The organism is Mesorhizobium sp. M5C.F.Ca.ET.164.01.1.1, assembly GCF_004792125.1.
Classification (GTDB): Bacteria; Pseudomonadota; Alphaproteobacteria; order Rhizobiales; family Rhizobiaceae; genus Mesorhizobium; species Mesorhizobium wenxiniae.
In genome coordinates this window covers 691,200-716,752 of sequence record NZ_SRTG01000001.1, presented here as the reverse complement: position 1 = coordinate 716,752, position 25,553 = coordinate 691,200, and the positions used below count along the sequence as shown (strand labels likewise).

Genomic DNA, 25,553 nt, shown 5'->3' with positions numbered 1-25,553 from the left:
CATGAACCTGACGCCAAGGGAAAAGGACAAGCTGCTGATCGCCATGGCGGCGATTGTGGCGCGCAAGCGGCTCGAACGCGGTGTCAAGCTCAATCACCCGGAGGCGATCGCGCTGATCACCGACTTCGTTGTCGAGGGCGCCCGCGACGGCCGCCAGGTCGCCGAGCTGATGGAGGCCGGCGCCCATGTCGTCACCCGCGCACAGGTGATGGACGGCATCGCCGAGATGATCCACGACGTCCAGGTCGAGGCGACGTTTCCCGACGGCACCAAGCTGGTGACCGTGCACGAGCCGATAAGGTGAGGGCCGATAAGGTAGGAGAAGAAAATGCTTGAACTGCGCCCCAACTGCGAATGCTGCGACAAGGACCTGCCGCCTGAGGCGACGGATGCGCTGATCTGCACCTTCGAGTGCACCTTCTGTGCCGATTGCGCGGTAAACGTGCTGGGCGGCGTCTGCCCGAATTGCTGCGGCAATTTTTCAGTGCGCCCGATCCGGCCGGCAGCGATGCTGACGAAACATCCCGCCTCGACAAAGCGCGTCCTCAAGACCGAAGGCTGTAGCCCGGCCCGCAATGCCGCGTGACGGCACGATCCTGACAACGGAAGGCATATCGATGGTCCCCGCAATGATCAAACGCACGTCTCTCTCGACGATCCTGCTTTTCGCCGCCGCAATGCCCGCCTTTGCTCATGTCGGCATCGGCACGACCGCGTCCCTGTCAGCCGGCTTCATGCATCCGCTCTCTGGCCTCGACCACATGGCAGTTATGATCGCGGTCGGGTTGTGGGCGGCGCTCAACGGCGGCAAGGCGGTTGTCGCCTGGCCGCTCGCCTTCGTCACCGTCATGCTGGCAGGCGGCGCGCTCGGCATGCTGCAGGTGCCGGTGCCGTTCGTCGAACCGGGCATACTGGCGTCGGTCGTGGCGCTGGGACTGCTGGTCGCCCTTGCCGTCGATCTTCCGGTCTCGGCCGGTATCGCCATCGTCGGCCTGTTCGCGCTGTTCCACGGTCACGCCCATGGCACCGAGGTGCCTGAAAACGCCGGCGGGCTCGGCTATATGGCCGGCTTTGCCGCCGCCACCGCGCTGCTCCATGCCGCCGGCCTCGCTGCCGGTCTTGGCCTCGGCATCAGATTCCCGGGCCTTGCCCGCGCCGCTGGCGGCGCCTGTGCTGCCGTCGGTGCCGGTCTCGCCTTCGGCGTCTTGTGAGGCTGGCGATGATCCCGGGCGAAATCATCACGGCAGGCGGCGAGATCGAACTCAACAAGGGCCAGCCGACCGTCACCTTGAAAGTGGCCAACAGCGGCGACCGGCCGGTCCAGGTCGGCAGCCACTATCACTTCTTCGAGACCAATGAGGGGCTGAAATTCGATCGCGACAAGGCGCGGGGCATGCGCCTCGACATCGCCGCCGGCACGGCGATGCGCTTCGAGCCCGGCCAGGAGCGCGACGTCACTTTGGTGCCGCTCGGCGGCAAGCGCGAGGTCTACGGGTTCCAGCAGAAGATCATGGGCGCGCTGTGAGATCCAAGGCGTCGAGCAGTTTCGGCTCAGCTGGGCGGCTTGGCCGCCGCGTAGATGACGACCTTTCCAGGATCATCGAATTCCACGGCGAGAACGTCTTCGGTCAGCACGCGTCGAGAGTCGATTGCGTTGAACAGCAATGCGTTCGCCTCGATCTCCTCGCGCAGTTCCGCAATGTCGTCCTGATGCTGCTCGACCTTGCTTTCTATCGCCGGCGGCAGACCGCCTTCCGTGCGCGCGGCGTCGGTGAGGAACACGATATCGACTTTGTCGAGCTTGGATGTTTTGCGCACCGTACCGATGTTTTCACGCGTCCGGTCGATCGCCGTGGTGACTTTGCCGGCTTCCACAGCCGTGTTGGTCTCTTCCTGGCCGACCTCCGAGCCGATGATCTTGTTGACCGTATCCGGGGCTTCCAGACCCTGTGCATTCAGCGCGGCCTGGGGAACGCTCGCCGCGAGAAACGCAGTAGCGGCAATCATATGCAGCCATCTGGTCTCAGGGAAGGTGGTGATCGCCATCGCTCGCTCTCAGAGCCTCTTTCGAGACTCGCTTCTACGCCAAAAAGTCGAAACGTATTCTGCCCTGCGAAGGTTCCCTCCCCGATGCGGCAGGCCGGCCTTGTGCCGGCCCGCCACAGCGTATCGTCAGCTCGCTTTCTTGGTGATCAAGGTCAGCGCGCCATTGGTGTCCATGCTGGCGGCGATCACTTGCGCCGAGGTGAGTCCTTTGGCTTCGAGCGCGGATTTGACCTGGGGGGTCGCGTCGATCGAGCTGCGCAATTTCTGCAGGCCGTCCTCGCCGCGCTTGGCGATCACTTCGTTGACCTTTGTCTGCGTTTCCTTGGGCAGTTCCTCAATGTCGACGACGTTCACGGTCTGAATCGCCGGCGCTTCCGGCTGAGCGCCGGGCGCCGCGGGAGCGGGCGAAGCCGGCGGCTCGCCGGGTTGCGGCGCCGGCTGTTGCTGGGCGCTTGCAGCGGTCGCGAGCAGGAGGGTGGCGGCGGCTGCGAGACTTATCGTTTTGCGCATGGATCTTCCTTTCCATCGATTGGCAAACGGTCGTTTTGGGGTGACCCGGCCACCTCAAACGCTAAATGGGATCGGAAGGTGTCGCTCAGCGGGTCATTGCGTGACCATAGGATGGCGACAATGTGGGGCCGGGCTTCGACCGGCTGTGTTTTGGGCCTTATTTCGGGAGCAATCACTGATGGCTAGAATCACCCGAGCCGCCTATGCGCAGATGTACGGCCCGACCGTCGGCGACAAGGTGCGGCTTGCCGATACCGAGCTGTTCATCGAGGTCGAGAAGGATTTCACCCTTCATGGCGAAGAGGTGAAATTCGGCGGCGGCAAGGTCATCCGCGACGGCATGGGCCAGAGCCAGGTGTCCCGCGCGCAAGGCGCGGTCGACACTCTCATCACCAATGCGCTGGTCGTCGATGCGTCAGACGGCATCTTCAAGGCCGATATCGGCCTCAAGGACGGACGCATCGCCGCGATCGGCAAGGCCGGCAATCCGGACATGCAAAATGGTGTCACCATCATCATTGGTCCCGGTACCGAGATCATCGCCGGCGAAGGCAAGATCCTCACCGCCGGCGGCTTCGACGGGCATATCCACTTCATCTGCCCGCAGCAGATCGAGGAGGCGCTGATGTCAGGCATCACCACCATGCTCGGCGGCGGCACCGGACCGGCGCATGGCACGCTGGCGACGACCTGCACGCCTGGACCGTGGCATCTGGCGCGCATGATCCAGTCCTTCGACGCCTTCCCGATGAACATCGGCCTGTCGGGCAAGGGCAACGCGTCCTTGCCGGCCGCGCTTGAAGAGATGGTGCTGGGCGGCGCATGCTCGCTTAAGTTGCACGAGGACTGGGGCACGACGCCCGCGGCAATCGACTGCTGCCTGTCGGTCGCCGACGATTACGACGTGCAGGTGATGATCCACACCGACACGCTGAACGAATCCGGCTTTGTCGAAAACACGGTGGCGGCGATCAAGGGTCGCACCATCCACGCTTTCCACACCGAGGGCGCCGGCGGCGGCCATGCGCCCGATATCATCAAGGTTTGCGGCCTGCCCAACGTCATCCCGTCCTCGACCAATCCGACCCGGCCCTACACCGTCAACACGCTGGCCGAGCATCTCGACATGCTGATGGTCTGCCATCATCTGTCGCCGTCGATCCCCGAAGACATCGCCTTTGCCGAAAGCCGCATCCGCAAGGAGACCATCGCCGCCGAAGACATTTTGCACGACCTCGGCGCCTTCTCGATCATCTCGTCCGACAGTCAGGCGATGGGCCGCGTCGGCGAAGTCGCGATCCGCACCTGGCAGACCGCCGACAAGATGAAGCGCCAGCGTGGTCCGCTGCCGCAGGAGACCGGCGACAACGACAATTTCCGCGTCCGCCGCTACATCGCCAAATACACGATCAACCCGGCCATCGCGCACGGCCTGTCGAACGAGATCGGCTCGGTGGCTGTCGGCAAGCGCGCCGACCTGGTGCTGTGGAACCCTGCCTTTTTCGGCGTCAAGCCGGATATGGTGCTGATCGGCGGCATGATCGCCGCCGCCCCGATGGGCGATCCCAACGCCTCGATCCCGACACCGCAGCCGATGCACTACCGGCCGATGTTTGGCGCCTATGGCAAGGCGATGACCAATTCGTCGGTGACCTTCGTTTCCAGGGCGGCGCTTGATGCTGGCCTTCGCGGCCGGCTCGGCGTCGACAAGCAGATGGTCGCCGTCGAGAACACCCGCGGCGGCATCGGCAAGCATTCGATGGTGCTCAACGACGCCACCCCGCATGTCGAGGTCGATCCCGAAACCTACGAGGTCCGCGCCGACGGTGAATTGCTCACCTGCGAACCGGCAACCGTGCTGCCGATGGCGCAGAGGTACTTTTTGTTCTGATCCATCGGCGCTATAGCTGACGTGGAACGTGCCGCACCGGGCCTAATGAACCAGCAACTCCCTTACGCCCACGACATCTTCCCGCACATCCGCATCGTCATGGGCATGGTGATCGGCCTTGGCGTCACGCGTCTTTTGTCGGGGCTGGCCCGCATCGTCCAGCATCCGGGCCAATACCGGCTCTATCCGGTGCATCTGGCCTGGGTTGTGTCGGTGCTCTTGATGCTGGTGCATTTCTGGTGGTGGGAGTTCGGCCTGTTCCAGATCGAGACCTGGACCTTCGGCAAGTACCTGTTCATCATCTTCTACGCCGTCACGCTGTTCCTGCTCTGCGCGCTGCTGTTTCCGGACTCGATGCTGGACTACACCAGCTACGAGGATTTTTTCTATTCGCGCCGCGCCTGGTTCTTCGGCTTGCTGGCGGCGACCTATCTGCTTGACGTGGTCGATACGCTGCTGAAAGGGCCGGAGCATTTCGCTCGTTTCGGCGTTGAATATTTGTTCCGCACGCCGGTGTTCGTCGCGCTTTGCGTCGTCGCGATACTGGTCCGCGATCGCCGCTTCCACATCGCCTTTGTCGCCGCCGCCCTCATCTACCAGATATCGTTTATCCTGCGGCTCTTCGACACGATCGTTTGACCACAGCGCCGCGTGTCCTTTCGGACGCGCAAAGGACGCTGTAGAAACTTGATTTGGCGCATGATCCTTTCCGAATTCGAATTCGGGGCATGCGCCGGCATTGGGCCGATGTTCGGGATGGTCTAGGCTTTTTGGAAAGGCAGTTTACGTGAAGCTCGACATCCGCACAGATTTCACCAAATTCCCGCGTGCCGTCTCGGTGCTCACCGCCGGCCAAGCGGGAGCGGTCACGCCATTTGACCGTGCCGTGCTGGCCCATGACGAGCGGCATCTGCGCCGCCGCGCCATCGAAACGGCCCGTAGCGACAAGGTGCTGGTCGACCTGCCCAAGCCGGTTGCCTTGAACGATGGCGACCGGCTGGTGCTGGAGGATGGCCGCCAGATCGAGATTATTGCGGCCGAGGAACCGCTCTACGATATCCGTGCCTTAAGCCCGGTTCATCTCACCGAACTCGCTTGGCATATCGGCAACCGCCATCTTGCCGCCGCCATAGAGGCGGAACGAATCCTGATCCTGCGCGACCATGTCATCAAGACGATGCTGGAAGGCCTGGGCGCCACGGTGAGCGACGTTTCCGAGCCGTTCAAGCCGGTGCGCGGCGCCTATTCCGGGCATGGCGGCCATGGCCATGCTCATGCCGAGGCGCATGCGCACAGCCATGCTGAAGCGCATTCCCACGCCCATGGGGAGTCGCATTCCCACAGCCACTCGCACGACCATGACTGACCAGCCTTCCAACGTCGCTTTGTTGCGGCTGATGGCCTGGCTGTCGCCTGCCTTCCCGGTCGGCGGTTTTTCCTACAGCCATGGTCTCGAGCAAGCCGTGCATGCCGGGCTGGTTGCCAATAGCAAAGACCTCGCCGCATGGCTGGAGACACTGGTCGAGCTTGGTTCGGGCTGGAACGACGCGGTGCTGTTTGCCGAAAGCTGGCGGCGCGCCCGCGAGGGCGGCGATCTCGATGAGATCGCGGCACTTGCCGAGGCATTGGCCGGCTCGCGCGAGCGCCATGCCGAGACCATGCTGCAGGGTGCCGCCTTCCTGAAGGCGGCATCGGCGTGGCCGTGTCAGGTGCTGGACCGTCTGCCGGCCGAGTGCGCCTATTGCATCGCCGTCGGCGCCGTTTCTGGCGGCAACGCCATTGCCCTGCAGGACGCGCTAGCCGCCTTCCTGCAGACCTTCTTCTCCAACCTGGTCCAGGCCGCGATCCGGCTCGGCGTCGTCGGCCAGACCGGCGCCACCGCGCTGCTCGCCGGCTTCGAACCGCTGGCGCTTGGCGTCGCCGCCCGTGCTGCCGGCTCGACGCTGGATGATCTCGGCGGCTGCGCGTTCGTCTCGGATGTCATGGCGATGAAGCACGAAACCCAGTATTCGCGGCTGTTCCGGTCATGAGCCTTAGTGCAAACAGGCTCTGCCTCATCAAGAGATTTAACGGCATTCGTCTGTCGCCCATCAGCGTGGTCGGGCACTCGATCGGATCGACAATCAACATCGGCTTCGGCGCGACAACGCCGCACCGCTATGCAAAACGCCTAAGCGGCAAGCGTCGAGTTGGCCATTTCAGACGTGCAGAATGGGATCTCTTTCTTGCCTCCGCCTGTTGGGAGCTACGCAAAACCAACGGTTACTGTCTGCGTTGGTCTGACAATCCGCGCCGGATTGCCAAGGAAATCGAACTGTCGGTCGGCAAGACCGTCATCAGCGTGTCGCTGCGCGGATTGCGGAAACAGGCGGAAATTCGGTTTGCCAACGGCGAGACACTGCGGTTCTGGCCTGACCGCGACGAAGATGGTGGAGGTTGGAATTTGAACATTGGCAAACGCCATCTGTCTGCTGCAGGCCGCTCATGATCGTCCTCGCTTTCGCCCTCTCGCTGGTCCTGCTGCTGATCACCGCGCTGCATGTCTATTGGGGCATTGGCGGCATCTGGCCGGGCAGGGACGCTGCCTCCTGCGCCCGCGCGGTGGTCGGCTTCCGTGGCGTCGACGAAATGCCAGCGCCCTTCGCCAGCTTTGCCGTTGCTGCCTGTCTCGGCCTGGCGACACTGTGGCCGATGGCGCTCGAAGGCGTGTTTGCCACGCCCTTTCCTAAGGCTGGGCTCGCCGCGACAGCGCTGCTCATCGCGCTGGTCTTCCTGGCGCGCGGCATTGCCGGCTTTACACCGTGGTGGCGCCGGCTGGCGCCCGAACAGCCCTTCGCCCGGCTCGATGTCAGCTATTATTCGCCGCTGTGCCTTTTGATCGGGCTCGGCTTCGCCGTCCTTGCCATCACGGAGTTCGCTAGATGACACAAGCCAATGGTCCCCTTCGCATCGGCATCGGCGGCCCCGTCGGCTCCGGCAAGACGACGCTCACCGAAAAGCTCTGCAAGGCGCTGCGCGACGAGTTCTCCATCGCCGTGGTCACCAACGATATCTATACCAAGGAAGATGCCATGATGCTGGCCCGGCTTCAGGCGCTACCCGAGGATCGCATCATGGGCGTCGAAACCGGCGGCTGCCCGCACACCGCCATCCGCGAGGACGCCTCGATCAATCTGCAGGCGATCGCCGAGATGACCAAAAAATTCCCGGATCTCGATATCGTCTTCATCGAATCGGGCGGCGACAATCTTGCCGCCACGTTTTCCCCCGACCTCGCTGATCTGACGCTCTACGTCATCTCCGTCTGCCAAGGCGAGGAAATCCCGCGCAAGGGTGGGCCGGCGATCACCCGGTCCGATTTCCTGGTCATCAACAAGAGCGATCTCGCCCCTTATGTGAACGTCAACCTCGATGTCATGGAGAGCGATGCCGCCCGCATGCGCGGCAAGCGGCCGTTCGGCTTCACCGATCTGTCGCGCGGCAAGGGACTCCAGGAAGTGATCGATTTCATAATCGAGCATGGCGGGCTGCGCGTTGGTGCCGCCAGAAGCACTGCGGCGTAAGGCAAAGCTCTCGTCTGCACCAAACGAATCCGGTTGCGCGCATCTGCGGCGCGCGGCATCCTTGCTTCTTTCACGGAGGTTTTCGATGAGCATCGCCCGCCTGCAGAAGGAACCGCTAACCAATCTGCCATTTCACGAAGAGCGCGTCGATCTGGCTTGCGCCTTCCGCTGGACGGCGCGGCTCAACATGCATGAAGCCGTGGCCAATCATTTCTCGCTGGCCGTCAACGATGACGGCTCGCAATTCCTGATGAATCCCAACCAGGTGCATTTCTCACGCATCAAGGCGAGCGACCTGCTGCTGATCGACGCCAACGATCCCGATACGCTCTCCGGCCCGAATGCACCCGACCCGACGGCATGGGGCCTGCATGGCGCCATCCATCGTAATGTGCGTCATGCGCGCTGCGTCATGCATGTGCACTCGATCCACGCCACGGTGCTCGCTTCGCTCGCCGACTCGACGTTGCCGCCGATCGACCAGAACTCGGCGATCTTCTTCAACCGTCACGTCGTCGATGGCCATTATGGCGGGCTCGCCTTCGAGGAAGAGGGCGAACGCTGCTCACAGCTGCTTACCGATCCGAAGGTCAAGGTAATGGTCATGGGCAACCATGGCGTGCTGGTCATCGGCGATAGCGTCGCCGACACCTTCAACCGCATGTTCTATTTCGAACGCGCCGCCGAGACCTACATCAAGGCGCTGTGGACCGGCCGACCGCTGCGGGTCCTGTCGGACGAAATCGCCGAGAAGGCAGCAACGGAGCAGGAAGATTATCCCGGCCAGGCCGAGCGGCACCTTTCCGAATTGAAGGCGATCCTCGACGAGCAGGAGCCGGTTTACCGGAACTGATGCCTAAAGGCCCAGCTCAGCCCGCAACTCGTCGGCGCTGTTGATGACGATCGCGCCCGGCGGCCCTTCCATAGGCACTTCCGGCCAGAAGATCGTCCTCATCCCCGCCGCCAATCCCGCCGTGACGCCGGTCACGCTGTCGTCGACGGCTACGGCATCGGCCGGATCGACATCGGCCAGCCATGCGGCGCGCAGGAACGGCTCGGCATGCGGCTTGCCTTCGCGCACGTCGTTGCGGCTGACCGTCTTCATGCCGGGATAGAAAAGACCGACCATGCGCAGATTGGCGTCGACGACCAGCCGGTCGGAATTGGACACCACCGCTTGCGCCACGCCAAGCGCGCGCAGCTCGTTGAAGATCTCGATCGCGCCGGGGCGCGGCTTCAGCGTCTCGGCCATCGGCAGATAGTGGTCGTATTTGCGCACGATCCAGTCATCGAAGGGCAGGTCGAGGCCGAACTCGTCGCGCAGCATCTCGTAGACCGGCCATGCGGCAATGCCGAGCACCCGCTCATGCAGGTCGGCCGGCGCCGCGATGCCGACGCTGTGCAGCGCCGCAATCAGCGCCGCCTCGTGCAATGGCTCGCTGTCGACCAGCGTGCCGTCCATGTCCCAGAAAACCGCTTTCGGCGTCATGCGAGGCTCCTTTGTCCGAATCCCTTAAAGGGTTTGCGTCGGGAGATAAACCGCGGCGCCTGCCTGCACCGACATTGCGGGAGTTCAAAAATTGCCGACTTCAAAAATTGCTTGCCTAAATTCATCCACTCGAAGCACCACAGGTTCATCAGCGTTTATCTAAGCAATTGCTCTGGCGGTAGGCAATTGCGCACAAGCGCATTTCGCCGTAAAAGTAAGGCGCTCCCGCCTCGATGCTCGGGGGCAGGGAGGCAGCAAGTTGAATTCCCGGCAGGAGAGCGGCAGCAACAGGCTGGACGACGCGGCGCGCGCCGGCTGGCTCTATTATGTCGCCGGTAACACGCAAGACCAGATCGCCTCGACGCTCGGCATCTCACGACAGACGGCGCAGCGGCTGGTGTCGCTGGCGGTGTCGGAAGGACTTATCAAGGTCCGTGTCGACCACCCGATCGCCAATTGCCTCGACCTGGCGGCCCGGCTGAAATCGCGCTTCGCGCTCGATTTGGTCGAGGTGGTGCCGAGCGATCCCGCTTCCTCCTCCACCATCGGCGTCGCCGTGGCGGCGGCTGCCGAAATCGAAAGACGGTTGCGCTCGCCGGTGCCGATCGTCATGGCGATCGGCACCGGCCGCACGCTGAAGGCGGCAATCGAGCAGCTGCCGCCGATGGAATGTCCGCAGCACAAGGTGGTGTCGCTGACTGGTAACATCTCGCCCGACGGTTCGGCCGCTTTCTACAACGTCATCTTCACCATGGCCGACAGGGTCAAGGCGCGCTCCTTCCCAATGCCGTTGCCGGTCATCGCCTCCTCGCCGGAGGAGCGCGAGATGCTGCTCAGCCAACCGATGATCCAACCGACGCTGGCACTTGCCGCGGAGGCCGACGTCACCTTCGTCGGCATCGGCGATCTCGGCCCAAAGGCGCCGCTTTACGAGGACGGCTTCATTTCGCAAAGTGAACTGAAGGCGCTGCAAAAAGCGGGCGGCGTCGCTGAGATCGTCGGCTGGGTGTTCGATCGCGAAGGCCGGATGATCGAGGGCATCACCAATGACAGAGTGTCCTCGGCATCTTTGCCGTCGCGTGAAAAATCGCTGGTGATCGCGCTCGCCATGGGCGAGCGGAAACTGCCGGGCATCCTTGCGGCTGTAAACCGGCGGCTGGTCAACGGTCTCATCACCGACGAACGGACCGCCGCCGCCTTGCTGGCGGCCAGCTGATTAGGGATAAGTCCAGCAAGGCTATTTGCGCCGGCCGTAAGGATCGTTGCCGTCGAGAAAACCCATGTCGCGCTGCAGATGCGGCGGCAATTCCCTGATGTCGAGATAAGCCCGTTTCCTGGCTCCGGGCCGTGCCAATCCACGCGCCAGCCGCAAAAACCAGCCTCGGCCTGGCGTCAGAAATAGCTTTTCCTGTACAATGGTCATGATCGTCAGCCTTCGTTATTTCTGGACGAGAGTGATCGTCGACCTCAAATATCGGCTGGATCGGGCCTTGCTGCCAATCAAACGTCGATCACGGCCCATAAGGAGGGCTTATGCCCGAACTCAAGTCACGGCAGGTCTCCCAGCTCCCTCCCCTTCAGGCGATCCGGGTGTTCGAGGCGGTGGCGCGGCATCTTTCCTTCACTAAGGCCGCCGGCGAGCTCGGCATGACGCAGGCGGCGGCGAGCTATCAGATCAAGCTTCTGGAGGAGCGCGTCGGGGCGCCTTTGTTCCTGCGCCGGCCAAGGCAGATCGAGTTGACCGAGGCCGGGCAACGCATGGCGCCTGCGGTCAGCGAGGCGTTCGCCCTGTTGGGTGGAGCCTATGCCGCGGCGCGCAGCGGCGCCGATGGGATGCTCTGCGTCTCGACGCTGCTGACCTTTGCCTCGAACTGGCTGGCGCAGCATCTCGGCTCGTTCCAGGTCGCGCATCCGTCGCTGGCCGTGCGTCTCGATACATCGAACCGCCTCGTCGATTTCGCCCGCGAGGACATCGACATCGCCATCCGTTCGGGCGGCGGAAACTGGCCGGGCGTGGAGGTGCACAAGCTTTTCAATGCGGACTTCACGCCGATGCTGAGCCCGAAACTCGCGGCGACCATCGGCGGGGTGAAGGAGCCGGCCGACCTGTTGCGCCTGCCGATCCTCGATCCCGGCGACATCTGGTGGCGGGACTGGTTTATCGCCGCCGGCCTGCCGGTCGAGGAACTGGCCAAGCGCCCCGGCTCCAGCATGGGGGCGCAGGCCTATGAGGCAAACGCCGCGATTGCCGGGCAGGGCGTGGCGATCGTGACGGCCGCTCTCTTCAGGGCCGAGCTTGCCGATGGCCGCCTGATCCAGCCTTTCGATCTGGTCGGCGACGACGGCCACGCCTACTGGCTGGTCTATCCCCAGGCGCGGCGCAACGTGCCGAAGATCCGCGCTTTTCGCGAATGGATCCTGGCTGAGATTGCCGGCCAGTAGGTCGGCAATTGTCCAATCAAGTGGGCGCCGAAATCCGGCATTTCGCGTGCGCCGATAGCCATCCCACTGTCTTCAAATACCCCCGAATGCGTCTGGAACCGGATGCCGCACGAGCTTTCGTGCTGCGCTGCAGCAACGAATCCGGCTTGACATAAATCACGCAAAATGAGTAATTGCTCACAGCCAAGGCAAATGCTCACTTGGTCTATGGGAGGAATTTGATGAAACTTCGCACGCTCACCCTGGGTCTGTTGTCGGCCAGCACCCTTGCGTTCGCCGCGCATGCCGAATCCATCACCATCGCCACCGTCAACAATGGCGATATGGTCCGCATGCAGACGCTGACCGACGACTTCACCGCCAAGAACCCCGATATCCAGCTCCAATGGGTCACGCTCGAGGAGAACGTGCTGCGCGAGCGCGTCACCACCGACATCGCCACCAAGGGTGGCCAGTATGACGTGATGACCATCGGCACCTACGAGGTTCCGATCTGGGCCAAGCAGAGCTGGCTGCTGCCGCTCGACAAGCTCGGCGACGACTATGACGTCAAGGACATCATCCCGGCCATCGCCGGTGGCCTCTCGGTCGACGGCAAACTCTATGCGGCACCGTTCTACGGCGAAAGCTCCTTCGTCATGTACCGCAAGGACCTGATGGAGAAGGCCGGGCTGACCATGCCCGACGCGCCGACCTGGGACTTCATCAAGCAGGCCGCCGAGAAGATGACCGATCGCGCCAATGGCGTGAACGGCGTCTGCCTGCGCGGCAAGGCCGGCTGGGGCGAGAACATGGCCTTCCTGACCGCCATGTCGAACTCCTTCGGCGCACGCTGGTTCGATGAGAACTGGAAACCGCAATTCGACCAGCCCGAGTGGAAGAACACGCTGCAGTTCTATGTCGACCTGATGAAGGCCAATGGCCCGGAGGGCGCGTCTTCCAACGGCTTCAACGAAAACCTGGCGCTGTTCCAGCAGGGCAAATGCGGCATGTGGATCGACGCCACCGTCGCTGCGTCCTTCGTCTCAGACCCGAAGAACTCCACGGTCGCCGACAAGGTCGGTTATGCTCTGGCGCCCGACAATGGCTTGGGCAAGCGCGGCAACTGGCTCTGGGCGTGGTCGCTGGCCATTCCTGCCGGCACGCAGAAGGCTGACGCCGCTCAGAAGTTCGTATCCTGGGCAACCAGCAAAGCCTATGCCGAGCTCGTCGCATCGAAGGAAGGCTGGGCCAATGTTCCGCCCGGAACGCGCTCCTCGCTCTACGCCAACCCCGAATACCAGAAGGCAGCGCCTTTCGCCAAGATGACGCTGGACTCGATCAACGCCGCCGATCCGACGCACCCGACCGTCAAGCCGGTACCCTATGTCGGTGTCCAGTTCGTCGCCATCCCTGAGTTCCAGGGCCTTGGCACCACCGTCGGCCAGCTGTTCTCGGCGGCACTCGCCGGCCAGACCAGTGTCGACGACGCCTTGACGCAGGCCCAGGACGCTGCCACCGCAACGATGACCGAGGGCGGTTATATTCAGTAGGCTCCTCCCGGTGCCGAACGCCGGTTGCCCATTGTGGCCGGCCCCCACCTTGACCAGCAGGGGGCCGCCCGAATCCCAGTTCGGGCGGCCACCTTCAAACTCTGAAAATTTGGCTGACCTTTGAAGGGTGACCGTCATGGCTACTCAGCAGACCCGTTCGCTTGCCCGCTTCATGATGGCGCCATCCGTGGTGCTGCTGTTCGTCTGGATGATCGTTCCGCTGGCATTCACCCTGTGGTTCTCCTTCCAGCAGTACAATCCGCTCAACCCGATCCGCGACGGGTTCGTCGGCTTCTCGAACTACGCGCTTTTTTATTCCAATCCGGCATTCCTGCAGTCGATCCTCAACACGCTTATCCTCGTTGGCAGCGTGCTTTTGATCACGGTGATCGGCGGCATCCTGCTGGCGCTTCTGATCGATCAGCCGATGTGGGGACAGGGCATCGTCCGTATCCTCGTCATCTCGCCGTTCTTCGTCATGCCGCCGGTCGCCGCACTGGTCTGGAAGAACATGATCATGCATCCGCAATACGGCGTCTTTGCCGACATTGCGCGCTTCTTCGGCGGGCAGCCGATCGACTGGTTTGGGCAGTATCCCATGCTGGCGATCATCATCATCGTCGCCTGGCAGTGGCTGCCGTTTGCGACATTGATCCTCTTGACATCCCTGCAGTCGCTCGACGGCGAGCAGAAGGAAGCCGCCGAGATGGACGGGGCCGGCTTCATCAGCCGCTTCATCTATTTGACGCTGCCGCATATGTCGCGCGCCATCACCGTCGTCATCCTGATCCAGACGATCTTCCTTCTGTCGGTCTATGCCGAGATCCTCGTCACCACCAATGGCGGCCCGGGCTACGCCTCCACCAACCTGCCCTTCCTCGTCTACCAGAAGGCGTTGCTGGAGTTCAAAATCGGCCAGGCATCCGCCGGCGGCATCCTCGCCGTCATTCTCGCCAACATCGTCGCCTTCTTCGCCATGCGCGCGGTCGGCAAGAACCTGGACAAATAAGGGAGGAAACGATGGCACGTGCAGTCAGCACCCAGCACAAGACGATTGCGACCGCGGCCGCCTGGATCGTCGCCCTGCTGATCTTCTTCCCGATCCTCTATACGATCATCACCTCGTTCAAGTCGGAGCAGGAGGCCATTCAGGGCTTCAACCTCTTTCCGTCGGGAACCACGGAGAGCTATACCGCGGTCGAGGCGCAGAGCGGCTACTTCAAGTTCTTCCTCAACTCCGTGTTCCTGTCGGTCGGCTCGACTATCCTGGCTTTGCTCGTCGCCATACCGGCGGCCTGGTCGATGGCGTTCTCGCCGGGCAAGTGGACCAAGGACATCCTGATGTGGATGCTTTCCACCAAAATGATGCCGGCGGTTGCCGTGCTGTTCCCGATCTACCTGATCTTCCGCGATACCGGACTGCTCGACAGCCGCATCGGTCTGATGATCATGCTGATGCTGATCAACCTGCCGATCGTGGTGTGGATGCTCTACACCTACTTCCGCGAAATCCCGGGCGAGATCCTGGAAGCGGCGCGCATGGATGGCGCATCGCTCTGGAACGAGATCGTCTATGTGCTGACGCCGATGGCTGTGCCGGGCATCGCCTCGACAATGCTGCTCAACATCATCCTGGCATGGAACGAGGCGTTCTGGACGATCCGGCTGACCACCACCGAGGCCGCCCCGCTCACCGCCTTCATCAGTTCCTTCTCAAGCCCTCAAGGGTTGTTCTGGGCCAAGCTGTCGGCGGCCTCGACGCTGGCGATCGCGCCGATCCTGATCATGGGCTGGTTCAGCCAGAAGCAGCTGGTGCGCGGCCTGACATTTGGTGCCGTGAAGTAGCGACTTTGCTCGAAGCATCTGGCGAAAAATAACCGCTCGGGGAGGAAACCATGGGAAACATCACGCTCAAGCACGTCTCCAAGTCGTTCGGGTCGACGATCATCATTCCGGGCATCGACCTGGTCATCGAGAACGGCGAGTTCGTCGTCTTCGTCGGCCCGTCGGGCTGCGGCAAGTCCACGCTGCTGCGACTGATCGCCGGGTTGGAGGATACCACCGCCGGCACCATCAACATCGACGGCCGCGACGTCACCGGCGAGGCGCCGGCCAAGCGCAAGCTGGCCATGGTGTTCCAGTCCTATGCGCTCTACCCGCACATGACGGTGGCCAAGAACATCGCCTTCCCGCTGAAGATGGCGGGCGAGGACCAGGCGACCATCGATCGGAAGGTGAAGGACGCGGCGCGCATCCTGAACCTCACCAACTATCTCGATCGCCGCCCCGGCCAGCTCTCCGGCGGTCAGCGCCAGCGCGTCGCCATCGGCCGCGCCATCGTGCGCCAGCCATCGGCTTTCCTGTTCGACGAACCTCTGTCCAATCTCGACGCTGCGCTGCGCGGTACCATGCGGCTGGAGATCAGCGAACTGCATCATCAGCTCAAGACGACGATGATCTACGTCACCCACGACCAGGTCGAGGCGATGACCATGGCCGACAAGATCGTCGTGCTCAATGCCGGCAACATCGAACAGGTCGGCTCGCCGATGGAACTCTACAAGACGCCGAAGAACCTGTTCGTCGCCGGCTTCATCGGTTCGCCCAAGATGAACCTGATCGAAGGCGCGCCGGCGGCCAAACATGGCGCCAAGACCGTCGGCATCCGTCCCGAGCATATGAACATCTCGAAGACGTCAGGCGAATGGAAAGCCACGGTCGGCGTCGCCGAGCATCTCGGCTCCGACACGCTTTTGCACGTGCAGGCCGACGGTGTCGGGCCGCTGACGGTGCGCGCCGACGGCGAACTGGCCGCCCATCACGGCGACACGATCTATCTGACGCCGGACAAGACCAAGCTGCACCGCTTCGGCGCCGATGGAAAGGCGATGATGCAATGAGGCTGAAGGGTAAATCGGCGCTGATCACCGGGTCGGCGCGCGGCATCGGCAGGGCGTTCGCCGAAGCCTATGTCCGCGAGGGCGCCATGGTCGCCATCGGCGACATCAATCTCGAAGCCGCCGAAAAGACCGCTTCGGAGATCGGCGGCAACGCTTACGCTGTGAAACTGGACGTCACCGACCTCGGTTCGATCGAGGCGGCGGTCAAGGCGGTCGAGACAAGGGCCGGCGGGCTGGACATTCTGATCAACAACGCCGCTTTGTTCGACCTGGCGCCGATCGTCGAGATCAGCAAGGCGAGCTATGACAGATTGTTTTCCGTCAATGTCGCCGGCACGCTGTTCATGCTGCAGGCCGGCGCCCGCTCGATGATCGCGGCTGGCCAGGGCGGCAAGATCATCAACATGGCGAGCCAGGCCGGGCGCCGCGGCGAGGCGCTGGTTGCCGTCTATTGCGCCACCAAGGCCGCCGTCATCTCGCTCACCCAGTCGGCCGGGCTCGACCTGATCAAGCACCGCATCAACGTCAATGCTATTGCGCCGGGCGTCGTCGACGGCGAGCACTGGGACCATGTCGATGCGCTGTTCGCCAAATACGAGAACCGGCCGAAGGGCGAAAAGAAGAGGCTGGTCGGCGAAGCCGTGCCCTATGGCCGCATGGGCACTGCGCAAGACCTCACCGGCATGGCGGTGTTCCTGGCCAGCGACGACGCCGAATACATCGTCGCCCAGACCTACAATGTCGATGGCGGCCAGTGGATGAGTTGAGGGGGCGAAGGCGCTCTTCTCCCCGTCTCCTCCACCGGGGGGAAGAGCCGTCCCGCTAAAGGGTAAAGCAGATGACCGTGAAACTCTCTTCCTCCATCCTCGCCAAGCTTCCGCCTGAGGTCGCCGGCCCGAAATATGATCGCGCGGCGCTCAAGGCCGGTATCGTCCATTTCGGGGTCGGCAACTTCCATCGCTCGCATCAGGCCGTCTATCTCGACGATCTGTTCAATGCGGGCGTCGGCCACGACTGGGCACTTGTCGGCGCCGGCGTCTTCGACGGCGAAAAGGTCGGCCGCGGCAAATTGCAGGAACAGGACTGGCTGACCACCGTGGTCGAGCAGGATTCTGGCCACATGAGCGCCCGCGTCACCGGTGTCATGATCGATTTCCTGATGCCGGGCGACGCGGCCGCGATCATAGAACGGCTTGCCGATCCGGCGATAAGGATCGTTTCGCTGACCATCACCGAGGGTGGCTACTTCATCGACCCGGCGTCGGGCGTGTTCAACCCGACCCATCCCGACATCGTCGCCGATGCGCAGCCGGAAGCAACGCCGAAGACTGTCTTCGGCATCATTCTTGCCGGGCTGATGCGCCGCCGCGACGACGGCATCGTGCCCTTCACAATCATGTCCTGCGACAACATCCCTCACAACGGCCATGTCACCGCTGATGGCGTCATCGGCCTCGCCCGGCTGATTGACGAGAATCTGGCGACCTGGGTGAGCGATAACGTTGCCTTTCCCAACGGCATGGTCGACCGCATCACGCCGGCCACCACTGACCGCGAGCGTGGCATTCTCTCGAGCGAATTCGGGATCGACGACAACTGGCCGGTATTCTGCGAACCGTTCAGGCAATGGGTGCTGGAGGACCATTTCACCAACGGCCGCCCGCCGCTGGAAAAGGTCGGCGTACAGTTCGTCAGTGATGTCGCGCCCTACGAGTTGATGAAGATCCGCATCCTCAATGGCGGTCATGCGACCATCGCCTATCCGGCCGGGCTGATGGACATCCATTTCGTCCACGAGGCAATGCAGGAGCCGCTGGTGCGCGGCTTTCTCTACAGACTGGAGCACGACGAGATCATCCCGACCGTGCCGCCGGTGCCGGACACCGTGCTGGAAGACTATTATCAACTCATTGAGCACCGCTTCTCGAATCCGAAGATCGGCGACACCATCCGCAGGCTCTGCCTCGACGGCTCCAACCGGCAGCCGAAATTCATCATCCCGACCATCGCCGACCGGCTGAAGGCTGGCAAGGGAGTCGCCGGCCTGGCGCTGGAATCGGCGCTGTGGTGCCGCTACTGCTTCGGCACCTCAGATAGCGGCGCCGTCATCGAACCCAATGATCCGAGCTGGGACCGGCTGCAGACGACCGCCAGGGCGGCAAAGGATGCGCCTGCCGCCTGGCTGGCGATGGACGACATCTATGGCGAGGTCGGACGCTCGGCGCCGTTCGTCGAGGCCTTCGCCCATGCGCTCAAGGCGCTCTGGGCCGATGGTGCGCGCGCGACACTGACGCGCTATCTCGCCGGAAATCTCTAAGATCGGCTCAATGCCCATGACGCCTGACCTGGTCATTTTCGACTGCGATGGCGTGCTGGTCGACAGCGAGGGGCTGTCCGTTTCGGCGCTGCTTAGCATGATCACGCTCGCCGGCGGCAGTGTCAGCGAGGACGCCGCCTATGAGCATTTCCTCGGCAAGAGCATGAAAAACGTCCGCGAAATCCTCGGCCGCGACTTCGGACTTGATATCACCGACCAGCACCTGAGCGAGATGCGCGTCGAGCTGATGCGCAAATTTCGCGAGGAGCTGAAACCGATTCCCGGCATCGGGCAGGTTCTGCCGAGGCTCGCCATGCCATGCTGCGTTGCTTCCTCCGGCACGCTGGACCGCATCCGCTATGCGCTCGACGTCACCGGGCTGCTCGGGCTGCTCGAGCCGCATCTGTTCAGCGCCGCCATGGTGGCGCGGGGCAAGCCGGCGCCGGACCTTTTTCTCCACGCAGCCGCCAACATGGGGGCAATCCCGCAAAATTGTCTCGTCGTCGAGGACAGCCCCGCCGGCGTCGCGGCGGCACGGGCGGCGGGCATGCGCGTCCTTGCCTTCACCGGCGGTTCGCATGCCGGCAACCCGGCACTGAAAGCGCGGCTTGCGTCGAGTGAACCGGACTTTATATTCGCTGACATGCTGCAATTGCCCGATCTGATTGCAGGCCTGGGAGCGAGAGCAAGAACACCTTGACGAACAGTTTCGTTTGCGCGGTCGATGTCGGCACCGGGAGCGCCCGTGCGGGCATTCTCGACACCGGAGGCACCTTGCTCGGTCGCGCCGAGCACCCGATCGCCATGAACCGGCCGAAGGCCGACCAGGCCGAACACGATTCGCAGGATATCTGGTCGGCGGTCTGCATAGCCGTGCGCGCCGCCCGCGAAAAAGCCGGCGCGGCAGCGGAGGACATTGTCGGCATCTCCTTCGACGCGACCTGCTCGCTGGTGGTGCGGGGCAAGGATGGTGGCCAGCTCAGCGTCTCGGTGTCGGGCGACAGGCGCTGGGACACCATCGTCTGGCTCGATCACCGCGCCATTGCCGAGGCCGATGAATGCACCGAAAGCCGCCATGCCGTGCTCGACTATATCGGCGGCGTCATGTCGCCCGAAATGGAGACGCCGAAGCTGATGTGGCTGAAGCGCAACCTGCCCGGAACATGGAACGAAGCCGGCTATCTATTCGACCTAGCCGACTTTCTCAGTTGGAAGGCGACCGGTTCGCTCGCCCGCTCGCAATGTACGCTGACCGCCAAATGGACCTATCTGGCGCATGAAGAGACCGGCTGGCGGCACGACTTCTTCCAAGCGGTCGGGCTCGGCGATCTTTTCGAGCATGGCAATCTGCCTGACAAGGCCAGCCCGGTCGGCGCCGATCTCGGCCTGCTGGGTGCGGAAGCTGCGGCTGAGCTTGGCCTGACCGAAAAATGCCGGGTCGGCGCCGGCGTCATCGACGCCTATGCCGGCGCGCTCGGCGTGCTCGGCGGCTTTGCCGGCGATGAAACCAACATCGGCCGGCATCTGGCGCTGATCGCCGGCACCTCGAGCTGCGTCATGGCGATGTCGCCCGACCCGCAACCCTTTGCCGGCGTCTGGGGCCCGTATTATGGCGCTGCGCTCCCCAGCCTTTGGCTGTCGGAAGGCGGCCAGTCAGCCACCGGCGCGCTGCTCGATCACATCATCCGCTGGCACGGCGCCGGCGGTGAGCCGGATGCCGCCATGCACGCCAGGATCGCTCGGCGCGTTGCCGAACTGCGCACCGTCGAGGGCGACAGTCTTGCGGCAAGGCTGCATGTGCTTCCGGATTTCCACGGCAACCGCTCGCCGCTCGCCGACCCGCATGCCGTCGGCGTCATCAGCGGGCTGACGCTGGATTCCTCCTTCGACAGCTTGTGCAAGCTCTATTGGCGCACCGCCGTAAGCATTGCGCTAGGCGTGCGCCATGTGCTGGAAGCCCTGAACGAGAACGGCTATCTGATCGACACGCTGCATGTCACCGGCGGCCACACCAAGAACCTGCTGCTGATGGAGCTTTATGCCGACGCCACCGGCTGCACGGTGGTCGAGCCGCTGGCCGATGAGGCCGTGTTGCTCGGCACCGGCATGATCGCCGCCACGGCCGCTGGCCTTTTTCCCGATTTGAACGCCGCCTGCGTCGCCATGCAGCAAGGCGGCAAGACGCGAGAGCCCAATTCGGCGGCCGCCGGCCGGTTCGACCGCGACTATCGTGTGTTTTTGGAGATGCACCGGCAGAGGCAGGCGCTGGACGCGATCAGATAGACGCGAACAAGCCTGTAAAGCGTCTGCTATCTCTGGTTCCATCGCCGGATAATTGGTTCGCTAAGGTCGTGCTCATAGCCGAGTACGCTTGTGCTGGCGGTATCCAGCACGAACAGAGCGCCATTTTGCGGCGGCAGGCCGAGCCAGCGCGCAGCCAGCACCCGCAGGAAATGAGAGCTCGAAAACACCAGGACATTGCCGTTGACGCCACGCAACTCGTCGACGATCCGATCCGCCCTTGCGCCGACGTCCTCTGCCGCCTCGCCATCAGGGCAGCCGTCACGAAAGAGACGCCAGCCGGGGCGTTCGATGAGGATCTGCTTTGTGGTCAGCCCCTCGTAAGCGCCGTAATCCCATTCCGCCAGATCGGCCTTCTTCACGCCGGCCGAACCGAAGCCGGCCAGCGTACAAGTCTTGAAGGCGCGCTGCGACGGGCTCGACCAGACAGCCTGGAACGAAAGGCCCTGCAACCGCTCAGCTACCCGCCCGGCGGCCTCCTCGCCGGCCGGCGTCAGCGGTATGTCGGTCAGGCCGGTGTGCTTTCCCGACGCGCTCCATTCCGTCTCGCCATGCCGAACCAGATAGATTTCGGGAAACGCGCTCATCCGCATGCCTTTCGATGGAATCCGATATCTTGCCTGCTCGTCAGGTCAGCGACGCAACCATAGCGGCTTCTGCGCTCTCTCCAAACAAGCGGGCCAAAATAGGCGGAATGAGACCGTACGCTCTGGCTCAACTCTTCCTCTGAGTCAGCCTCTTGCCATAGCTGCCCATTTCGTAGACAAGCCGGGCTGTTAATGCGGAATCCGGGCCGATCACGGCTGTTTTCCGCGCTGAGACGCGGCTTCCGGCCTTTTGCCGACGCGCCGCAATCGGATAGGCGAAAAATGTCTGCGATCGAAGCCGGCGCTCGCGCGCCGGAAAATCTTTGGCGTCAGGAAATCAGGGCGACGCTGGCGCTCGCCTGGCCGATGGTGCTCACCAATCTCGGCCAGACCGCGATGACCGCCACCGACGTTATGATGATGGGGCGGCTGGGTCCGGACACGCTGGCCAGCGGTGCGCTCGGCGCCAACCTCTATTTCATGCCGCTGATCTTCGGGCTTGGCCTGATGCTGGCGACCTCGCCGATGATCGCCACGGAACTCGGCCGCCGTCGTCACTCGGTGCGCGATCTGCGCCGCACCGTGCGGCAGGGCCTGTGGCTGGCGATCCTTATCTCAATCCCGATCTGGATATTTCTCTGGTACGGCGAGGCCGTATTGCTGGCCATGGGCCAGGAACCGGCGCTGGCACGTCAGGCCGGCATCTACCTGCGCTGGCTCGAATGGGCGGTGCTGCCCTTCTACGGCTATATCGTCCTGCGCTCGTTTATCTCGGCGCTGGAGCGGCCGGGTTGGGCGCTGGTCATCGTCTTCGTTGCCGTCGCCTGCAATGTCTTCTTCAACTGGGTGTTCATGTTCGGCAATCTCGGCGCTCCTTCGATGGGCATCGCCGGCTCCGGCCTCGCCACCACGCTGTCCAGCACGCTGATGTTCGTCGGCATGGCGGCGGTGGTGATGCTTGAGCCGAAGTTTCGCCGTTATCAGCTGTTCGGGCGCTTCTGGCGGGCCGACTGGCCGCGCTTCAAGGGCCTGCTGCGGCTCGGCCTGCCGATCGCCGGTCTCCTCGCCTTCGAAGTGACGATCTTCAACGCGGCAGCCCTTCTGATGGGCCTGATCGACGCGGCATCGCTCGCGGCGCATGCCATCGCCATCCAGATCGCCTCGGTCAGCTTCATGGTGCCGCTCGGTCTCAACCAGGCGGCGACGGTGCGCGTCGGGCTCGCACATGGTGCCGGCAATCCGGAAGGGGTTTCCCGCGCCGGCTGGACCGCCTTTGTCATCGGCGTCTCGTTCATGGCGCTGATGGGGCTGGTGATGATCCTGTGGCCGCAGCTGCTGATCAGCGCCTTCATCAATCTTGGTGAACCGGCCAATGCCAGGGTGATCGGGCTTGCCGTGTCGTTCCTGGCCTTTGCCGCGCTGTTCCAGATTTTCGACGGCGCGCAAGCGGTTGCCGCCGGCATGCTGCGCGGCCTGCACGACACCAAGGTGCCGATGATCTATGCCGCGATCGGATATTGGGGTATCGGCCTGCCGCTGGGCGTGCTGCTCGCCTTCTATTCCGGCCTCGACGGCGTCGGCATCTGGATCGGCCTGTCGTTAGGGCTGGCGGTGGTGGCGGCGCTGCTTCTGGCCCGCTGGCTGCGGCGCGATAGAATCGCGCCGCCGCTCTCCTTTGGGCATTGAAGCAGAATCCCGACGGTCGACCGGTGCGACTCAGCGGGCCGCCGCGCGTTCAAGCCTGCGTGCATATTGCGTCAGCGGAAAACACATGACGAAGAAGATCAGCGCCACCAGCCCATAGACGGTGAAGGGTTGGAAGGTCGCATTGTTGATCGCGTTGGATGTCCTGACCAGTTCCTCGAAACCGATGATCGAGGTCAGCGCCGTCGACTTGATCAGCTGCACCAGGAAACCGACAGTCGGCGCACGGGTGATCGAGAACGCCTGCGGCAGGATGATCAGCCGGAGTTCCTGCAGATAGTGGAGGCCGAGGCTGGCGCCGGCATCCCACTGGCCGCGCGGCAGCGCATCGACGCCGCCGCGCCAGATCTCGGCGAGATAGGCGCTGGCGAAAAAGGTGAGGCCAAGCGCTGCGGCGGTCCACGGTTCAATGCGCAAGCCCAGCATCGGCAGGCCGAAGAACATCAGGAAGAGCTGCATGAGCAGCGGCGTTCCCTGAAAAAGCGCGATGTAGCCCGATGCAAGCCGCCGCGCCCATTTATTCTTGGCGATCCGGAACAACAGCACAAGCATCCCGACCACGCCGCCGCCGACGAAAGCCGCCAGCGACAGAAGCACCGTCCAGCGCGCGGCGAGGACAAGGTTTCGGACGATGTCCCAGAAGGTGAATTCGATCATGACACGCCGGCTCCCAGAGCGCGGCGGCCGCCGCTGACCAGCAGCCGGCGCAGCCCCATCGACAGAAGGAGATAGACGATCGTCACCACGAAATACGTCTCGAATGCGCGGAAGGTGCGCGCCTGCAGCATGTCGGCCTCGTAGGTCAGTTCGCGCACCGCGATCTGCGACACCACCGCCGACTCCAGCATCATGATGATGATCTGGCTGGTCAGCGCCGGATAGATCACCTTGAGCGCCTGCGGCAGCACGATCTTGACGAACACCTGACGTGGCCTGAGCCCAAGCGCCAGTGCTGCTTCCGTCTGCCCGCGCGGCACCGCGTCGAGCCCGGCGCCGACGATCTCGATCGTGTAGGCCGCCATGTTGAGCGTCATTGCCAGCATGGCGGCCAGCAGCGGATCGAGCCTTATGCCGATGCTGGGCAGCCCGAAGAAGATGAAGAACAGCTGCACCAGGAAAGGCGTGTTCCTGATAATTTCGACATAGACGCCGATCGCCCGCTTGAGCAGCAGGGGCCCGTTTCGCCGCCCTGCCGCGCCGAGGATGCTGAGGAACGTTCCCGCCAGTGTGGTCACCGCGATCAAAAGGATCGTCGTGGCCGCCCCTCGCGCGATCGCGCCTGTGGCATCGGCTAGCCAGCCGAAGTCGAGGCTGTAGCCCATGATAGGTCCCTACCCCGGAGATCAATCCTTGAGGTTGTCGGGATTGAGCGGAGTCTTCAGCCAGCTTTGCGAGCTCTCGTCCAGCTTGCCGTCGGCCAGCATCTTGGCGACCGCGTCGTTGACCGCCTGCTTCAGGCGATCCTCGTTCTTGTTGAGGCCGATATGCGAGGGCGAGGTGAGGAGTTGGAATTTCTGCTCCGGCTTCAGCGCCTCCTGGCGGGCGAGCACCTGGGCGCCGACATCGTTGCCGACGACCATCAACTGGGTCTGGCCCGAGATGAAGGCCTGGATGACGGAATTGTAGTTGTCGAAACGGCGGATATCGGCCGAGGCGGGTGCTGCCTCGGTCAGCGACGTATCTTCCAGCGTGCCGCGGTTGACGGCGATCGACTTGTCGGCGAGGTCGTCCTTGTCTTCGACCTTGAGCGCGGCCGGGCCGATCACGGCGATATAGTAGGGCGCGTAGGCGGCGGCGAAATCGATCACCTGCTCACGCTCCTTGGAGTAGCCGACGCTCATCAGGACATCGACGCGCTTGTCGGTAAGATACGGAATGCGGTTCTGGCCGGTGACGCTGACCAGGTTGAGCTTCACCTTCAAGGAATCGGCAATATACTGCGCCACGTCGATGTCATAGCCCTTGATGCTCATATCGGCACTGGCCGAGGAGAAGGGCGGAAAGTCGGAGAAAATGCCGACATTGATGGCGCCGGCCTTGGTGATGTCGTCGACCGCGTCGGCATTGGCGGCCTGGGTGGCAAGACCAAAGCCGGCGAGCATCAGCACGCCGGCGATGGATGATTTGAGCTTCATATGAAGTGCCATTGTCGTTCCCCTGCTGGAAGCTTGTTTGTTTGGAAAGCGGCCGCCGGCTCCAGCGCGGCGCTCGCCTTGGAACTTCTGATTGGACATGATCTGTAGGTCAGCGGAGCAACAAACCGGTGTCCGC

31 protein-coding genes are annotated in these 25,553 nt (G+C 63.2%); 23 read left to right on the top strand and 8 right to left on the bottom strand.

Going from position 1 to position 25,553, the window contains the following annotated elements:
• The first annotated feature begins 1 nt into the window (after position 1).
• The 4 genes from EN807_RS03440 to EN807_RS03425 are packed head-to-tail and all read left to right on the top strand — an operon-like array spanning position 2 to position 1,525.
• Complete coding sequence (locus EN807_RS03440; protein ID WP_077374462.1) at positions 2 to 304, top strand: urease subunit gamma; 303 nt, start codon at positions 2 to 4, stop codon at positions 302 to 304.
• Between the two features lie 24 nt (positions 305 to 328).
• Entirely contained in the window at positions 329 to 586 is a 258-nt protein-coding gene (locus tag EN807_RS03435) for a DUF1272 domain-containing protein (RefSeq protein WP_135933888.1), read from the top strand.
• Between the two features lie 31 nt (positions 587 to 617).
• Positions 618 to 1,211: a HupE/UreJ family protein gene (locus tag EN807_RS03430; RefSeq protein WP_135933887.1), complete on the top strand. Its 594-nt coding sequence runs from the start codon at positions 618 to 620 to the stop codon at positions 1,209 to 1,211.
• Positions 1,212 to 1,219: 8 nt separating this feature from the next.
• The gene (locus EN807_RS03425; protein WP_127317537.1) at positions 1,220 to 1,525 is read left to right on the top strand and encodes an urease subunit beta; all 306 of its coding nucleotides are present in this window, start codon (positions 1,220 to 1,222) and stop codon (positions 1,523 to 1,525) included.
• A gap of 26 nt (positions 1,526 to 1,551) precedes the next feature.
• On the opposite strand, the gene EN807_RS03420 is transcribed toward EN807_RS03425, so the two are convergent.
• Entirely contained in the window at positions 1,552 to 2,046 is a 495-nt protein-coding gene (locus EN807_RS03420) for a hypothetical protein (RefSeq protein WP_135933886.1), read from the bottom strand.
• Positions 2,047 to 2,172: 126 nt separating this feature from the next.
• The gene (locus tag EN807_RS03415; RefSeq protein ID WP_127207942.1) at positions 2,173 to 2,556 is read right to left on the bottom strand and encodes a hypothetical protein; all 384 of its coding nucleotides are present in this window, start codon (positions 2,554 to 2,556) and stop codon (positions 2,173 to 2,175) included.
• Between the two features lie 175 nt (positions 2,557 to 2,731).
• On the opposite strand from EN807_RS03415, the gene ureC reads away from it, so the two are divergent.
• From ureC to EN807_RS03375, 8 genes are all read left to right on the top strand, one after another.
• Positions 2,732 to 4,447, top strand: a complete 1,716-nt coding sequence (ureC, locus tag EN807_RS03410; protein ID WP_189522448.1) for an urease subunit alpha — start codon at positions 2,732 to 2,734, stop codon at positions 4,445 to 4,447.
• Positions 4,448 to 4,492: 45 nt separating this feature from the next.
• Positions 4,493 to 5,086 (top strand): hypothetical protein, encoded by a 594-nt coding sequence (locus tag EN807_RS03405; RefSeq protein WP_135933884.1) that lies wholly within the window; start codon positions 4,493 to 4,495, stop codon positions 5,084 to 5,086.
• A 148-nt stretch (positions 5,087 to 5,234) separates the two neighbouring features.
• Positions 5,235 to 5,813, top strand: a complete 579-nt coding sequence (gene ureE, locus EN807_RS03400) for an urease accessory protein UreE (protein WP_135933883.1) — start codon at positions 5,235 to 5,237, stop codon at positions 5,811 to 5,813.
• Positions 5,806 to 6,477 (top strand): urease accessory protein UreF, encoded by a 672-nt coding sequence (locus tag EN807_RS03395; RefSeq protein ID WP_135933882.1) that lies wholly within the window; start codon positions 5,806 to 5,808, stop codon positions 6,475 to 6,477. The genes ureE and EN807_RS03395 overlap by 8 nt, the downstream gene beginning before the upstream one ends.
• Entirely contained in the window at positions 6,474 to 6,935 is a 462-nt protein-coding gene (locus EN807_RS03390; RefSeq protein WP_135933881.1) for a hypothetical protein, read from the top strand. Before EN807_RS03395 ends, EN807_RS03390 begins: the two co-directional genes overlap by 4 nt.
• Positions 6,932 to 7,372, top strand: coding sequence for a DUF3995 domain-containing protein (locus EN807_RS03385; RefSeq protein WP_127207938.1), 441 nt, complete (start codon positions 6,932 to 6,934; stop codon positions 7,370 to 7,372). Before EN807_RS03390 ends, EN807_RS03385 begins: the two co-directional genes overlap by 4 nt.
• The gene (gene ureG / locus EN807_RS03380; protein WP_135933880.1) at positions 7,369 to 8,010 is read left to right on the top strand and encodes an urease accessory protein UreG; all 642 of its coding nucleotides are present in this window, start codon (positions 7,369 to 7,371) and stop codon (positions 8,008 to 8,010) included. Before EN807_RS03385 ends, ureG begins: the two co-directional genes overlap by 4 nt.
• Positions 8,011 to 8,095: 85 nt before the next feature.
• Positions 8,096 to 8,863, top strand: coding sequence for a class II aldolase and adducin N-terminal domain-containing protein (locus EN807_RS03375; RefSeq protein WP_135933879.1), 768 nt, complete (start codon positions 8,096 to 8,098; stop codon positions 8,861 to 8,863).
• Between the two features lie 3 nt (positions 8,864 to 8,866).
• Here the strand turns inward: EN807_RS03375 and EN807_RS03370 are convergent, their stop codons facing one another.
• Positions 8,867 to 9,499 (bottom strand): HAD family phosphatase, encoded by a 633-nt coding sequence (locus EN807_RS03370; RefSeq protein WP_095517549.1) that lies wholly within the window; start codon positions 9,497 to 9,499, stop codon positions 8,867 to 8,869.
• Positions 9,500 to 9,758: 259 nt separating this feature from the next.
• Between EN807_RS03370 and EN807_RS03365 the strand changes: the two genes are divergently transcribed.
• Positions 9,759 to 10,715 carry a sugar-binding transcriptional regulator gene (locus tag EN807_RS03365; RefSeq protein WP_135933878.1) on the top strand — a complete coding sequence of 319 codons (957 nt, stop codon included), beginning with the start codon at positions 9,759 to 9,761 and terminating at the stop codon, positions 10,713 to 10,715.
• A 21-nt stretch (positions 10,716 to 10,736) separates the two neighbouring features.
• On the opposite strand, the gene EN807_RS03360 is transcribed toward EN807_RS03365, so the two are convergent.
• Positions 10,737 to 10,922 carry a hypothetical protein gene (locus EN807_RS03360; RefSeq protein ID WP_135933877.1) on the bottom strand — a complete coding sequence of 62 codons (186 nt, stop codon included), beginning with the start codon at positions 10,920 to 10,922 and terminating at the stop codon, positions 10,737 to 10,739.
• 110 nt (positions 10,923 to 11,032) lie between these two features.
• On the opposite strand from EN807_RS03360, the gene gcvA reads away from it, so the two are divergent.
• The 9 genes from gcvA to EN807_RS03315 all read left to right on the top strand — a co-directional run bounded on the left by gcvA (position 11,033) and on the right by EN807_RS03315 (position 20,973).
• Positions 11,033 to 11,941, top strand: coding sequence for a transcriptional regulator GcvA (gcvA, locus tag EN807_RS03355; protein ID WP_135933876.1), 909 nt, complete (start codon positions 11,033 to 11,035; stop codon positions 11,939 to 11,941).
• Between the two features lie 221 nt (positions 11,942 to 12,162).
• Positions 12,163 to 13,473 (top strand): sugar ABC transporter substrate-binding protein, encoded by a 1,311-nt coding sequence (locus tag EN807_RS03350; RefSeq protein WP_135933875.1) that lies wholly within the window; start codon positions 12,163 to 12,165, stop codon positions 13,471 to 13,473.
• Positions 13,474 to 13,609: 136 nt separating this feature from the next.
• The gene (locus EN807_RS03345; RefSeq protein ID WP_127317752.1) at positions 13,610 to 14,482 is read left to right on the top strand and encodes a sugar ABC transporter permease; all 873 of its coding nucleotides are present in this window, start codon (positions 13,610 to 13,612) and stop codon (positions 14,480 to 14,482) included.
• A gap of 11 nt (positions 14,483 to 14,493) precedes the next feature.
• Complete coding sequence (locus tag EN807_RS03340) at positions 14,494 to 15,318, top strand: carbohydrate ABC transporter permease (RefSeq protein ID WP_023801521.1); 825 nt, start codon at positions 14,494 to 14,496, stop codon at positions 15,316 to 15,318.
• A 50-nt stretch (positions 15,319 to 15,368) separates the two neighbouring features.
• Positions 15,369 to 16,373, top strand: a complete 1,005-nt coding sequence (locus EN807_RS03335) for an ABC transporter ATP-binding protein (RefSeq protein ID WP_065011647.1) — start codon at positions 15,369 to 15,371, stop codon at positions 16,371 to 16,373.
• Positions 16,370 to 17,140, top strand: a complete 771-nt coding sequence (locus EN807_RS03330; RefSeq protein WP_135933874.1) for an L-iditol 2-dehydrogenase — start codon at positions 16,370 to 16,372, stop codon at positions 17,138 to 17,140. Before EN807_RS03335 ends, EN807_RS03330 begins: the two co-directional genes overlap by 4 nt.
• A gap of 71 nt (positions 17,141 to 17,211) precedes the next feature.
• A complete protein-coding gene (locus EN807_RS03325; protein WP_135933873.1) occupies positions 17,212 to 18,690 on the top strand; it encodes a mannitol dehydrogenase family protein in 1,479 nt (492 codons plus the stop codon).
• A 16-nt stretch (positions 18,691 to 18,706) separates the two neighbouring features.
• Entirely contained in the window at positions 18,707 to 19,390 is a 684-nt protein-coding gene (locus EN807_RS03320) for an HAD-IA family hydrolase (RefSeq protein ID WP_065011644.1), read from the top strand.
• Complete coding sequence (locus EN807_RS03315) at positions 19,387 to 20,973, top strand: FGGY-family carbohydrate kinase (RefSeq protein ID WP_135933872.1); 1,587 nt, start codon at positions 19,387 to 19,389, stop codon at positions 20,971 to 20,973. Before EN807_RS03320 ends, EN807_RS03315 begins: the two co-directional genes overlap by 4 nt.
• 26 nt (positions 20,974 to 20,999) lie before the next feature.
• Here the strand turns inward: EN807_RS03315 and EN807_RS03310 are convergent, their stop codons facing one another.
• Positions 21,000 to 21,578 (bottom strand): histidine phosphatase family protein, encoded by a 579-nt coding sequence (locus EN807_RS03310; RefSeq protein WP_135933871.1) that lies wholly within the window; start codon positions 21,576 to 21,578, stop codon positions 21,000 to 21,002.
• Positions 21,579 to 21,860: 282 nt separating this feature from the next.
• Between EN807_RS03310 and EN807_RS03305 the strand changes: the two genes are divergently transcribed.
• On the top strand, positions 21,861 to 23,264 hold the full coding sequence (locus EN807_RS03305) for an MATE family efflux transporter (protein ID WP_135933870.1): 1,404 nt from the start codon (positions 21,861 to 21,863) through the stop codon (positions 23,262 to 23,264).
• A 30-nt stretch (positions 23,265 to 23,294) separates the two neighbouring features.
• On the opposite strand, the gene EN807_RS03300 is transcribed toward EN807_RS03305, so the two are convergent.
• From EN807_RS03300 to EN807_RS03290, 3 genes are read right to left on the bottom strand one after another with little or no spacing between them, the layout of a single operon-like run.
• Positions 23,295 to 23,939: an amino acid ABC transporter permease gene (locus tag EN807_RS03300; protein WP_135933869.1), complete on the bottom strand. Its 645-nt coding sequence runs from the start codon at positions 23,937 to 23,939 to the stop codon at positions 23,295 to 23,297.
• Positions 23,936 to 24,604: an amino acid ABC transporter permease gene (locus EN807_RS03295; protein ID WP_135933868.1), complete on the bottom strand. Its 669-nt coding sequence runs from the start codon at positions 24,602 to 24,604 to the stop codon at positions 23,936 to 23,938. The genes EN807_RS03300 and EN807_RS03295 overlap by 4 nt, the downstream gene beginning before the upstream one ends.
• A 21-nt stretch (positions 24,605 to 24,625) precedes the next feature.
• Positions 24,626 to 25,429 (bottom strand): transporter substrate-binding domain-containing protein, encoded by an 804-nt coding sequence (locus EN807_RS03290; protein WP_135933867.1) that lies wholly within the window; start codon positions 25,427 to 25,429, stop codon positions 24,626 to 24,628.
• Positions 25,430 to 25,553 lie beyond the last annotated feature (124 nt).